This window comes from Mesorhizobium sp. BR-1-1-10, assembly GCF_020165595.1.
In the GTDB taxonomy this organism is placed as follows: domain Bacteria; phylum Pseudomonadota; class Alphaproteobacteria; order Rhizobiales; family Rhizobiaceae; genus Mesorhizobium; species Mesorhizobium australicum.
Map to the genome: position 1 here is coordinate 66239 of NZ_JAIUIL010000001.1, position 12813 is coordinate 79051.

A 12813-nucleotide genomic window follows, 5' to 3' on the forward strand; every position below is an offset into this window, starting at 1 on the left:
AGGCGGCGTGATATGTTCAAGCTGCACAATTTCTTCAGGTCCTCGACGTCCACCCGGCTCAGGGCGGCGCTGAAGTTCAAGGGTCTCGACTACGACTACATTCCCTATGTGCTGAGGCGTGGAGATACCCGTACGGCCGACTATCTCGCCATGAACCCCGCCGGCCTTGTTCCCGTGCTGGAGCGCGAAGACGGATCGTTCATGACCCAGTCCCTTGCCATCATCGAATGGCTGGACGAGACATATCCCGACAAGCCGCTGCTTCCCGCCGATCCAGATGCCCGGGCAAGGGTCCGTGCCCTTGCCTTCATGATCGCATGCGAGGTGCACCCGCTGAACAACCTGCGTGTACTGCAATATCTGGGCGACGCGTTCGGCGCCGGCGACGATGCCCAGAAGGCCTGGTTCGTGCGTTGGGTCACGTTGACTTTCGACGCGCTCGAGGCGTCCTTGTCGAAAGATGCGGCCACCGGCATTTTTTGCCACGGCGAGGTGCCCACCTTGGCCGACATCTGCCTCTATGCACAGGTCTGGAACAACAAGCGTTTCGACATCGATCTCCAGGCCTGGCCCACGATCGCCGGCATTTTCACCCGGCTCGATGCGATTCCGGCTTTCAGAGACGCCGCGCCGTTGGTTCAGCCGGATGCCAGATAGGCCGCCAAGCCCGACGAAGGAGAACTTTCATGGATGACACGGCAGCGAAGCCCAAGGCACATTCCATGCAGCCTGAGGATACGCCCGAACTGCGCGAACTTTATGCCGGCTTCGAGCGGGAAAACATCAAGCCGCTCTGGACGCAGATCGGCAACCTGATGCCGAAGCATCCCAGGCCACGGGCCGTTCCCCATATCTGGAAATGGGCAAACCTCTTGCCACTGGCGCAGCGCTCGGGCGATCTCGTTCCTGTCGGGCGTGGCGGCGAACGGCGGGCGCTCGGCCTCGCCAATCCCGGCCTTGGCGGCCACGCCTATATCAGCCCGACCCTGTGGTGCGCGATCCAGTACCTTGGCCCGCGCGAGACCGCACCCGAACATCGACATTCGCAGAACGCCTTCCGGTTCGTCGTCGAGGGCGATGGCGTCTGGACCGTGGTCAACGGCGATTCCGTACGTATGAGCCGCGGCGATCTGCTTCTTACGCCTGGCTGGTACTTCCATGGCCATCATAACGACACCGATCATCCGATGGCCTGGATCGATGGCCTGGACATCCCGTTCTCATTCCAGAACGATGTCGGCTTCTTCGAATTCGGCGCCGAACGCGTGACGGATTATGCAACACCGCGCTTTTCCCGTTCCGAGCGCCTTTGGTGTCATCCCGGTTTGCGCCCGCTTTCAAAGCTTCAGGATACCGCCAATACCCCCATCGGCGCCTATCGCTGGGAGCACACGGACCGCGCACTGACCGAGCAGCTTCTGCTTGAGGAAGAGGGGCAGCCCGCAACGGTCGAACAGGGCCATGCCGCGATACGCTACGTCAATCCGACCACCGGCGGTGACGTCATGTCGACGATCCGTTGCGAGTTCCACCGCCTGCGCGCCGGCGCCCAAACCGCGCCCCGCCGCGAAGTCGGATCGACGATCTTCCAGGTTTTCGAGGGACGCGGCGGCGTGGTGATCGACGGTACCGAGCATGGACTCGACATCGGCGACATTTTCGTTATCCCATCCTGGGTACAGTGGTCGCTTCAGGCCGAAACGCAATTCGACCTGTTCCGCTTCTCGGATGCGCCGATCGTCGAGCGCCTGAATTTCGGGCGGACGCTGGTCGAGGGAGCGCGGCCGTGAACGAGGCGGAGGCACGCGCGGAACTGCGTGCCCGCCAGGGCGCAGGCGCGCGCTATGATGCACCGGGTGCTCCCGCCAGGTCACTCGACCTGGCCAGGCGCGGCACGGCCTATTTCGCGCGGCTGGTCAACAATCTCGACGACGAGGCGCTTAGTGGCTCGTCCCGCATCGATGAGAAGAACCGGCGCTGGCTCATTGCCTCGATCGGATTGCAGGCTCGCATGCTTGCCGAAAGCGTCGGCTGGGCGCGCTCGAATACGGCGTTGGACATCCTGCCCTTCCATCTGACGGTTGACCCGGCCGAGATCGATCTCGCCGCCACGCTGCCGGCCCAGGCATTGCGAAATCTCCTTGCGCACTCCGAGGTTCACCTCAACGTCGAATGGCGTGACCTGACCGATGATGGTTGGCAGTTGCAGGTGCGCGACGCAGTGGGCAACTCCATGCTCATTACGGATACGCCGCTGCTGCGAGCGCGTGCGCTCTGGCGAACCGCATTGGAGCTCGATGCCGGCGGACGGCTTGCCGATATTCCGGCCTTGTTGCGGGATGCTCCGAGCGCCTGACTGATAGGCTTCCCAAGGCAGCGATGCTCTATCCGCATGCCTGAACCTGTCGTACAATTTTCGAGAGAACCCGTGGAATCTCCGGCTGGCGCCTACGGTACAGGCGCCAGCATCGTTGACGATCAGGCCGCGAGGATTTCGGCCATGCGCTGGCCGATCAGCACACAGGCCGGCATCGTCGGTACGGCGACAATGCGCGGCATGATCGTGCTGTCGGCAATCCGCAGGTTGCGGACACCGTTTACACGCAGTTGGCTGTCCACCACCGCCTTGTCGTCCTTGCCCATGCGGCAGGCACCGGATGAATGGAAATACGTCGTGGCGCCGTCTCTGACGAAGGTCGCAAGGGCTTCGCCTTCGAGCTTCTTGCCGGGCGCGACTTCACGGACCACGAAGGGTTTCATGGCGCTGGAATTGGCGATCGAGCGTGCGATCTCGATGCTGTTGGACAACGTCTTGACGTCGTCGGGGTGGCTCAGGAACTGCATATCCACAACAGGGCGATCGTCGGAATTGCTGGACTTGAGTTTGACCGTTCCGCGGCTCTTCGGTGTCACGAGACCCGCGCAGAGCGCCCAGCTGGTCGGCGGTGGGGCATATTGCTTGGCGATGACCTCACTAGCATAGGGGATTTCGATCTGCACGATGCTGACATCGGGCAGTTCCAGCGATGAGTCCGTCTTGTAATAGCCGGAGATATTGGCGGCGCTGTTCTTGTATTCGAACGCCGCCGGCGCTTCATACAGGCAGCCGCCGTGGAGGATGTGGTCCTGAACGTTCTTGCCGACCTCCGGCGAACTCACCAGGGTCTTCAGATCGACGGCTTTCAGATCGGCCTCATCGCCGATGCCACTCAGCATCAGCAGCTTCGGCGTGTTGAAGCCACCCGCAGCCAAAATGATCTCGCGATCCGCGGCGACAGTCAGCGGCTGGCCCTGATGGACGCATTCGACCGCGACCGCGCGGTCACCATCGAGCACGATCCTGTTGACCTGGGTATTGATGAGAAGCGTCACATTCTCCTGGCCGAGCACCGGGTAGAGGAATGCTCGGGCCATGTTCTGGCGGCGGCCATCCTTGATGATCTGGTTCATGTAGCCGAAGCCGTTGCCGGTGATCTCGCGATCGCCGTTCAGGTCGTCGACCACGGGCAGGTTTACCTCGCGGCAACCCTCGAGCACGCTCGATGCGAGCGGCAGCGGGTCGGCGGCCGGCTGCACCCAGACAGGACCGCCCTTGCCACGGAACTTCTCGTTCGGTGTGCCCTGCCAGTTCTCGACCCTCTTAAAGATTTCGAGACCATGGTCATAGCTCCATTTGTCGTCGCCGCTCTCCGAGGCCCAATGGTCGAGGTCAGCCTTGAATGGACGCGCCCAGATCGTCGCGTTGATGCTGCTGCCGCCGCCAACGACCCTGCCCGTGTGTTCCGGGATCGACCGGCTGTTGACGCCAGCGCTCGGAATGGCAGCATCGCCCCAGTCGCGCTCGGTGCCGAGATTCGTAAACCAGACGCGAGGATCCTGCACGGACGGCGCAGTATCCCAATCGCCTGCTTCGATCACCAGAATCTTGGCGGAACTGTTCTTGGCTAGCGCGCCGACAAGCGAGCAACCGCTGCTGCCCGTGCCGACCACGATGTAATCATAGCTTTTCCCCAACGAAGCACGCCGCTTGTCCTGGTTGGCGCGGATCGCGTCGAGTTCATCGGCGAGCGCCTGAACCCCAGAAATCGCAAGCACGCCTGTTGCAAGCGCTCCCCTTACGAACGTGCGGCGGCCGATTCGCCCCGTGATGAGCGAGTGCTCGAATGCCTCGAGCTGCCGGTCTTTCTGATTTGCCATTTATGTCCTCCCAATATGGCGCACTGCGCGCGCGAGCGCACGACAACTCCCCAGCGATGGGCGCAGCCCTTCGCATCGCCGGACTCAACCACGCTTCGCCTGAACACGGGCATCAGCCCGTGCCCCGATCGACCTGAAATTGCCCTGCATTGAAATCCCCGCGGAGGTCATCCGGGGAGACATGACAGGATCAGAACGGATAGCCCTGACCGCTGCTTTCAATCGTCAGCCACTTCAGCTCGGTGAATTCGTCGATCACGGCGCGGCCGTCGAACCGGCCGAATCCACTGGACTTGGTGCCGCCATAAGGCGCCTGCGCCTCGTTCTGCACGGTCGAACCATTGATGTGGACCGAGCCGGTATCGATACGGCGCGCCACGTCGATCGCGCGGCTGATGTTGGTGCCGAACACACCGGCGGACAGGCCGAATTCGGTGTCGTTGGCAATCCGCACGGCATCGTCGGTATCCTTGGCGCGGATGATCGACACGATGGGGCCGAAGGTCTCCTCGCCATAGATGCGCATGGCGGGCGTCACGGCGTCCAACACGGTGGCCTGCATCAGGTTGCCTGAGGACCGTCCGCCGGCAAGCAGGATCGCGCCCTTCGACAGCGCATCATCCAAGAGGCCGTTGAGACGCTTGGCCGCGTCCTTGCTGATGACCGGGCCGAGAACGCAGGCACCCTGGGCCGGATCTCCCGCCGGCAGAACCTTGGCCCGCTCGGTGAACTTGGCGACATACTCGTCGGCAATTTTTTCGTCGACGATGATGCGTTCCGTGGTCATGCAAATCTGACCCTGATAGAGGAAAGCACCGAACACGCCGGCGGATACGGCATCATCGACATTGGCGTCGTCCAGGACGACGAGCGGCGACTTGTCGCCGAGCTCAAGGATGCAGCGCTTGAGATGCTTTGCCGACTTCTCCGCGATGATGCGGCCCACATGCGTGGATCCGGTGAAATTGATACGACGCACCGCCGGATGGGCGATGAGCGCGTCGATGATCTCAGGCGCGTCCTTGGGATCGTTGGTGACGAAGTTGAGCGCGCCGACAGGGAAGCCTGCGGCATGCACGGCCTGAGCCATGATTTCATGCGTCCGGGGACTGGTCTCGGATGCGCGGAAGACGACGGTGTTGCCGCAGACCAGGGGATAGGCGATAGCGCGTGCCGCCAGAACCACGGCGCCGTTCCACGGCACGATGCTGAGGATGACACCGACCGGCTGGCGAATGGTCATGGACAGCGTGCCGGGCTTATCCGTTGGGATCGTCTCGCCCTGCAGCTGTGTTGCAAGCCCCGCAGCCTCCCGGAAGAGGTTGGCGGCAAGGTAGACGTTGAAGCGGGCCCAAAGTTCGTTCGCGCCGACTTCGAGCTTCATCGCGTTGACAAAATCATCACCACGCTTCTCGATCTCGTCCGCGGCTTTGAGCAGCAGCATCCGCCTTTGAAACGGACCGGACTTCGACCATTCGACAAAGGCTTCCTGAGCCGAATCCGCAGCGGCATTGGCATCCCTCACGCTGGCGGCGGCGCCACGCGTGACGACCGTATCAGACGCCGGACCCAGCCGTTCGAACGTCGCACCAGTTTCCGAACCCCGTTCTTCATTCCCGATATAAAGATGAGTATCCAACTTTTCCTCCCAATCATTTGTTCATTGGGTCAAGGCGGCCGTGTCCAGGCACGATCACTTTCCGGCGCTTTGCGTCCTGTGCAAATTCCCGACGCCAAACCTCTCCCCCTCGTTCCATATACGCTACATCTTTTTTTGTTTTGTGCAATGATTTTTATAATACGGAAAACATTGTGAGCTCGTCTGGCATATAGAAAGCTCTGTAACAACCTGATATGGCAACATTTTATAGGTATTCGTGCCTTTGCGCGTAAAATGCAAGCAGCTGTCCCGGTCCGGCGTTCCCACCGTGCCATCGGCGCGCTGACGCAACGCCCGCCCCTATCGGCAAGCGATGCGCTACAAGCACTCACATGCTGATGAAGGATTGATCGTCGCCTCTTCATCGACGACCTCCTGTGCATTGCCGCTCCACGCAACGCAGCCCTTCTCCACCACGTAGAACTGGTCGACGAATGTCGCGAGGCGCTTCACGTTCTTGTCGATCACCATGATCGACTGGCCCAGGTTGCGGAGTTGACCGACTTGGAGCGCCAGGGCGGCAATGATGGCGTGTTCCGCCTAGGGGCGCATCCAGAAGCTGGAATGAAAAGCAAGCGCCACGCGCGCCGAGACGCGCTTACCCAACGGCCCTCCCCGAGGAGAGAGCGGCGTGTTGGTGCACAGGTCGCGATGGCGACCCGCAGTCGACTGGGGACTCCCCGCTTATCGCGCCGCGAATCCAGGATTTTATTACCTTCAACCGCGCGACGGTGGAGGGCGAAAACGCGGCCTGCCTATGGTCTGGTCTCCCCTTGAAGCTAGGAGGGAAACGCGCCTAGCTGCATTAAGAGGCCGAGGATGTCGGGCTGACCGTATTCTTTGACGATCTTGCCATTCTCAAGGTGATAAATGTTCAGAGCCTGGACGCGGATCGTCTTTTGAGTTGGCGGCACGCCCATGAATGGTCCGGTATGGGTGCCGCTCATCGTAAAGCGGGCCGCGATCTTGTTCTCCTCGGCGATCGCCTCTTCCAAGGTCCATTGGATGTCGGAAAAGCCTCCTCGCATCATTGCGACGATCGCTATGTAGCCGGCAGGGCCGGTCATCGGCTCTGGCCTACCAGGGACATGGAAGATGGCATTCGGTGAGACGAGCTCGCTCGCCAGGTTTTCATCCGCCGAGTTGATGAATTCGACGAACCTGGCCATAAAAGAGGTAGCGGTGCTGCTCATAACAAACGTCCCAATTTGGCTGCAGCCGCGGTAGCGGCGATACTGAGAGATGTATGGTTGAAACAGGGCGGGATAAATCGCGCCAATGGTTGCTGACCTACAACAGATTCGCTCCAATTACACCCCGCGCGGCCTTAGGCAGGGGTTTTGCGATCGAGGCACTATCGTCCAAATTTGGCTACGGCGAAATCCAGAAAGCTCCGAAGCTTGGCGGTTGTGCGGCGATCGGGAGCGTAGATCACATTGAGCGGTCGGGTCGGCGGGCGATAGTCCGGCAAAATCCCGACTAGGTCGCCGCTTGCCAGGGCCTCACTCACGATTTCGCTCGGTTGTAGCAAGACGCCTATCCCCGCCACAGCCGCGCATAGCAGGGGCTCGCCGTGATCGGCCATCACACGGCCAGATACCGGAACCACAACCCTTCCCTCCGGGCCGTCGAACGTCCAGTGCGTCCTCAACTCGGTGAAGGAAAAGCCAAGACACTCATGCTGTTGGAGATCGAGTGGGTGCCTGATGGGTGGATGTGTCTTAAGGTATGCAGGAGAGGCGCACAGAACCAGTCGGTAAGCAGCCAAAGGTCTGGCGATGAGGCCGCTATCGCCAAGTTCGCCGGTTCGAAACACCGCATCATATCCCTCGTCGATAACATCGACCGCTCTATTGGAAAGCGTCAATTCCACAGAAATCTGTGGATGGGCCTTCAGGTATTCCGGCAGACTAGGACTTAGGCTGCGTATCCCGAAGCTTACCGGTGCGTTTATCCTCAGCCTGCCTGTTGGAACCGACTTTGTCTCCTCGGCTAACCCCTCTGCCATCTCAACTTCGGCGAGGATGTGCTTGGCTCGCTCATAATAGCCGCGGCCGAAGTCCGTTACGCTTTGCCGGCGTGTGGTTCGGTTTAGAAGGCGGACACCAAGATGGTCTTCCAACGCGCGAACGTATTTTCCGACGAGCTGCGGCGAGGTCGACATGGCTTCCGCCGCGGCTGAAAAGGAGCCGAGCTCCACAGCCTTAACGAAGACGGTCATGCCGGCGAAGCGGTCCATTTCAACACAATTCGTTTCAAGTGTTGCTCTCTTACGCCCACTTATCTCGAATACGTTTCATATGGAAGTGTCGCGGCCGGACTCGGTTTGAGATCCCGCATGACGGTTCGCGCGCGGGCGCATGACGGTTGCGCGCGGGACTGTGGCTTTAAGGAAGCAAAATGCCAATGTTTACGAGCAATTCCGACAAGGTTCCTGAACACATCTTCGCCTCGGCGGCATCTTGTCTGAATGGCCAGTTGGATCGTCGCGAATTCCTGGCACTGGCTAGTGCGTTCGGCGCATCGGCGCCTATGGCTTACGGGCTTATCGGTGCGTCGCTGACGCCGGCCCTGGCGGCGGAGCCCAAACGCGGTGGCACCTTAAAGGTCGCGATGTTCGTAAAGGATCCGAAGGACCCGAGGACCGCGGACTGGTCGGAGATTGCCAATGCACAGCGCCAGACGCTCGAGCCGCTCGTCAAATACACTGCCGACTACACGTTTGAAGGCCGTCTGCTCGAATCCTGGGAGGTCAACGCCGATGCGACGCAGTTTGTGTTGCATTGCCGGCGCGGCGCGATCTGGAACAATGGCGACCCGTTCACGGTCGATGACGTTATCTTCAATTTGCGGCGTTGGTGCGAGCGGGATGCCGCAGGCAACTCCATGGCCGGGCGGATGGGCACGCTCGTCGACCAGTCGACCGGCAAATTGCGCGAAACAGCGATCGAACGCCTCGACGACATGACCCTGCGCATTACGCTTCAGCGGCCGGACATTACATTCATTCCCAACCTAGCCGACTACCCGGCATTGCTGGTTCACAAAAGTTTCGACGAAAAAGGGGCAACTTTCAGCGCATGCCCGATCGGAACCGGACCGTTTGAGTTGATTTCCTACGACGTCGGCGTTCGCGTTGTCTTGAAACGTCGTACACATGGAAACTGGTGGGGTGGAGAGCCTCACCTCGATGGCATCGAGTTCATTGATTATGGGACGGATCCGAACGCAACCTTTGGGGCGTTCGAAGCGCACGAGATTCACACGAATTACGAGTCCCCGATAGACCAGCTGGCAGGCTTGGATGGACTTGGGCTGGTCAAAGGTGAGGCGGCGACCGCGGGGACTCTGCTGGCTCGCATGAATGTCACCAATAAACCTTTTGACGATCAGCGGGTACGCAATGCGCTGCAGTTGGCGGTTGACAACAAGGTTGTGCTCGATCTTGGCTATGGCGGCGCCGGCGACGTGGCCCACAACTATCATGTCTCGCCGATTCATCCCGAGTACGTCGAACTGCCCGCAGTCGGCCGTGACATCGACAAGGCCGCCCGCTTGCTTCAAGAGGCCGGTTGCACGGACTTTGAGTTCGAGCTGATCACGGCCGACGAGGACTTTCACCGCAACACAGGCGACGCTATCGCGGCCCAATTGCGTGAAGCGAAGATCAAGATCAAGCGGACCGTCCTGCCGGGTTCAACCTTCTGGAACGACTGGACGAAGTACCCGTTTTCAATGACGACTTGGAACATGCGGCCACTCGGCGTACAGGTCCTTGCCGTCGCGTACCGGACGGGCGAGGCGTGGAACGAAAGTGCGTGGTCAAATCCTGAATTCGACTCCAAGCTCAATGCCGCACTGGCCATTCCGGATGCCGAGAAGCGCAAAGGTTCGATGAAAGAAATCGAGGCCATGCTGCAGGATGCTGGAATTCTGATCCAGCCCTACTGGCGGAAACTCTACAAGCACTGGGTTCCCGCCCTCAAGGGTGTGCGGGTCCATCCAACGCAAGAACATGAATACTTCGACGTCTGGCTCGACGAAACCTGAACCTGAGAACCACCCGTTATGCAAAGCGAAATGCGATCGATCGTCGTCAGCCGCTACGGCGGTCCGGACGTCCTTGAGTGGAAGGCCGTTCCGGTCCTTCCGCTAGGCGCGTCGGAGATCAGGATCAGGACCATCGCCGCCGCGGTCAATCACACGGACCTTGAGGTAAGGGCGGGCAATTGGCCTATCCGCAAGCCAGACCCCTTTCCATACGTGCCGGGCGTTGAAGTCGTCGGCGAGGTCGTTGAGACCGGAGGCCTGGTGGCGCGCGCACTTATCGGCCAAAAGGTGATCACGATGATGCAGGGCCTCGGCGGGGTCCGGGCCGATCGGCCCGGGGGCTATGCCGAGTTCGTCACAGTCGAAGCCAACGCGGCAGCTCAACTGCCCGTTGGCACGGATCCGGTGGTTATGGCAGCGATTGGGCTGGCCGGCGTCACCGCGCACGAGGGTTTGCGCCCTCTTGGACCTCTAAAGGGACGGCAAGTCATGGTCACCGGCGCGGCGGGCGGCGTGGGCTCGGCGGCGGTTTCACTTGCCACCGCACTGGGCGCACATGTTCTGGCCATCGTGTCGCGGCCGGAGCAGGCTGATTATGTTCGCTCGCTGGGGGCGGGACGCGTCCTGGCTTCAAAAGCCGGTGAACTGTCTCTGGTCGAGCCGGAAAGCGTCGATGGCGTTTTCGATACGGTGGGAGCTGCCGTCTTTGAGACATCGCTCTCCGCCCTGAAACCTGGCGCGACGTTGTCCCTTGTTGGCGCGGTAGGAGGTAGTGATGTCCGGTTCGATCTCTGGAACCTGATCCGGCCGGTATCGCTGACTGGGTACTCATCAGAGAGCCTTGACGGGACGGCACTTGAAGTTGCCGTCGCAACGCTGGCACGCCTCGCCGCCAAACGAGCTATGCAGACGCCCAAATGGACAACGATGCCACTCTCTGATGCTTCCCGTGCCCATGCCGCGCTCGAACAGGGGGGGATCAAGGGGCGTATTTTGCTGGTCCCTTAAAGGCTGCCGATACCGACGCGGCGATCCCGCCGGTTAACTTTCGCGCGAGAGATCGTTGGTCTTGACGCTTAGTTGGCGAAGCAATCGATGTCGCGGTCACGGAGGGAGTAGCGGAGCCGCTGGTCCACTTTGATCGCCGAGTGACCACCATCTGCTGACAGGGTTGCGATCCTGGTGGGCCGCTCAAGGACTTTCGGTGTTCTTCGCACGGTGGGCGACAAAGGCCTTCAGGAGCTCTGCATGATCAGTCTGAATGGCGGAGATGACCGCATCGATAAGGCGGCCCCATATTGCTTCCGGATCCTTGAGCGCCGCCGTGTCGGTGAACCCGGCGCAGGAAACCGGATCGCGCGTATTGTACCAGAGGGCGATGCCGGCATCGCTGCATCTATCCTTGAGTGCCGCTACTTGGTCCAGGCGATCGAAATAGATCTCGCACAAGGCAGGGCAAAGCTTGAACAACAGGTCGAGTTGCCTGTCGGCGTCCGGATGGTCGAGGCGGGCCTTGGCCATGAAAAGAACGCCGTGTGGTTCCACCTCCTTGCGGATCCAGGAGAGGTCTGCCTCCGTCTTCAGGTCGCCCCAATAGTCGACCTGCCTGTCAACGCCCATTGAGCGGGCGAGCGCCATGACCTCCGGCAGCATCTGCCGGTGCTTGCTTCACGGTCTCGTGCTCGGCGAAGCTCTCGCCAATGGACATGAATGCTTTCCACTCGTCACTCATCAAATGAGCCCCCAATTCGATCCGCGTTTCAATGACGCGTTCGCTTGCTCGCGAAGAGAGGTCGGCCACGATCGTGGCGCGCGCGTCACCTGCAGACATGCCAGGGGTGATGTCATTTGGCCGCTGCACCATTGCCAGGACCGGCGCTTTCTCCGTATTCGCCTGACCTTTCCGAGCCTCGCCCGGGCGGCGGATCGTCTGGATGCTTCTTTTGGCGGCCACCGAGATGGAAATGATCAATCTCGACTGTCCCATCGAGCATGTGTTCTCGCGCCATCATCAAACGCAGAGCATGTCCCATCCGCCAAGCCGTCGGCTGGCTCACTCCAAGGCTCTCAGCGAGCCGAACCGAGGACAAGCCCTTGTCCGATTGCAGGATCAGCCACATCGCCTTCAGCCAGACACGCAAGGGAAGCTTCGTGGAGTGCAGCGGCGTGTGCGTTGTAACCGTGAACTGGAACCGGCAGTCACCGCTCGAACACTGATATAGTCCCGGTCGAGCCCGCCGCTTGCCCATGTCACGACCGGCTATGGCGATTGAGCGCTTATATCCGCAGGAGGGACAAATTCGACCTTCCGGCCACACCATGCCTTCCAACAATCTCCGACAATGTTCCTCATCGCGGAAAGCCATGACCATCTCTTCGATTGTTCGGATCCTGGCAAGCATTTCGGTCATGGTCTCATGCATTCAGGCCTCCTTCGAATAAGGCCAACGAATCGCACTAAACAGCCGTTAGGCGGGAACTCTAGGCAGCCCGCTGCAACCCAACTGGAAGGCGAAGCGACCGGAAACCTTCCGGCAGATGCTGCTCGCTATCCCAGGTGTAAATGCCTGTCAGATTGATATGCTCCCAGCTCAGCGGCGAGATGTGCTTGAGCAGGTGATCCGGAATCTCGCGGCGCACGTTGCGTAGGTGGGTTGCGGCGGGCTGCCTAGAGTTCCCGCTTCGTTCGCCGTTAACGTACGATTTCGCACTGCTCTTGTTCCGACCCCTTAAGGTTGGGATACCGCCGAAGGTTTTCCGGCACTTTCCAGGTCATGATGAAACGGATGTCCTCGTCGCCGATGGCGTCAGGGCCCATGCAGAACCGAACATCCGGCAGGTGCTCCGAGAACACCTCGGCAAACACGGCCCCTCGGGTTGCATCACAGAGGAACAGGAACGCCATA

At 60.5% G+C, this 12813-nt stretch carries 12 protein-coding genes and 2 pseudogenes; 5 read left to right on the forward strand and 9 right to left on the reverse strand.

Annotation, left to right across the window (positions count from 1 at the left end; all coding sequences use genetic code 11):
• The first annotated feature begins 12 nt into the window (after positions 1-12).
• From maiA to LB555_RS00315, 3 genes are read left to right on the forward strand one after another with little or no spacing between them, the layout of a single operon-like run.
• A complete protein-coding gene (maiA, locus tag LB555_RS00305; protein WP_140876945.1) occupies positions 13-657 on the forward strand; it encodes a maleylacetoacetate isomerase in 645 nt (214 codons plus the stop codon).
• A gap of 29 nt (positions 658-686) precedes the next feature.
• Positions 687-1790 carry a cupin domain-containing protein gene (locus LB555_RS00310; protein ID WP_140876943.1) on the forward strand — a complete coding sequence of 368 codons (1104 nt, stop codon included), beginning with the start codon at positions 687-689 and terminating at the stop codon, positions 1788-1790.
• Positions 1787-2356, forward strand: coding sequence for a maleylpyruvate isomerase N-terminal domain-containing protein (locus LB555_RS00315; protein ID WP_140876941.1), 570 nt, complete (start codon positions 1787-1789; stop codon positions 2354-2356). The genes LB555_RS00310 and LB555_RS00315 overlap by 4 nt, the downstream gene beginning before the upstream one ends.
• 122 nt (positions 2357-2478) lie before the next feature.
• On the opposite strand, the gene LB555_RS00320 is transcribed toward LB555_RS00315, so the two are convergent.
• The 5 genes from LB555_RS00320 to LB555_RS00340 form a co-directional block, all read right to left on the reverse strand.
• The gene (locus tag LB555_RS00320; protein WP_224682081.1) at positions 2479-4197 is read right to left on the reverse strand and encodes a GMC family oxidoreductase; all 1719 of its coding nucleotides are present in this window, start codon (positions 4195-4197) and stop codon (positions 2479-2481) included.
• Between the two features lie 190 nt (positions 4198-4387).
• Complete coding sequence (locus tag LB555_RS00325) at positions 4388-5836, reverse strand: aldehyde dehydrogenase (protein WP_140876937.1); 1449 nt, start codon at positions 5834-5836, stop codon at positions 4388-4390.
• 339 nt (positions 5837-6175) lie between these two features.
• Complete coding sequence (locus LB555_RS00330; protein ID WP_181174034.1) at positions 6176-6328, reverse strand: hypothetical protein; 153 nt, start codon at positions 6326-6328, stop codon at positions 6176-6178.
• 308 nt (positions 6329-6636) lie between these two features.
• Positions 6637-7050 (reverse strand): ester cyclase, encoded by a 414-nt coding sequence (locus tag LB555_RS00335; protein ID WP_140876935.1) that lies wholly within the window; start codon positions 7048-7050, stop codon positions 6637-6639.
• A 161-nt stretch (positions 7051-7211) separates the two neighbouring features.
• Positions 7212-8096, reverse strand: coding sequence for a LysR family transcriptional regulator (locus tag LB555_RS00340; RefSeq protein ID WP_224682082.1), 885 nt, complete (start codon positions 8094-8096; stop codon positions 7212-7214).
• A gap of 161 nt (positions 8097-8257) precedes the next feature.
• Here LB555_RS00340 and LB555_RS00345 point away from each other — a divergent pair, with 161 nt between their 5' ends.
• Complete coding sequence (locus tag LB555_RS00345; RefSeq protein ID WP_140876931.1) at positions 8258-9907, forward strand: ABC transporter substrate-binding protein; 1650 nt, start codon at positions 8258-8260, stop codon at positions 9905-9907.
• A gap of 30 nt (positions 9908-9937) precedes the next feature.
• Complete coding sequence (locus LB555_RS00350) at positions 9938-10915, forward strand: zinc-binding alcohol dehydrogenase family protein (protein ID WP_181174033.1); 978 nt, start codon at positions 9938-9940, stop codon at positions 10913-10915.
• A gap of 183 nt (positions 10916-11098) precedes the next feature.
• On the opposite strand, the gene LB555_RS00355 is transcribed toward LB555_RS00350, so the two are convergent.
• The 4 genes and pseudogenes from LB555_RS00355 to LB555_RS00370 form a co-directional block, all read right to left on the reverse strand.
• Positions 11099-11545, reverse strand: coding sequence for a hypothetical protein (locus LB555_RS00355; RefSeq protein ID WP_181174032.1), 447 nt, complete (start codon positions 11543-11545; stop codon positions 11099-11101).
• A gap of 22 nt (positions 11546-11567) precedes the next feature.
• Positions 11568-12330, reverse strand: a pseudogene (locus tag LB555_RS00360) (IS1595 family transposase); the annotation flags it as partial.
• A 58-nt stretch (positions 12331-12388) separates the two neighbouring features.
• A pseudogene (locus LB555_RS00365) lies at positions 12389-12568 on the reverse strand (Tn3 family transposase); the annotation flags it as partial.
• 31 nt (positions 12569-12599) lie between these two features.
• On the reverse strand, positions 12600-12812 hold the full coding sequence (locus LB555_RS00370) for a hypothetical protein (RefSeq protein WP_140876925.1): 213 nt from the start codon (positions 12810-12812) through the stop codon (positions 12600-12602).
• Between the last annotated feature and the right edge of the window lies 1 nt (position 12813).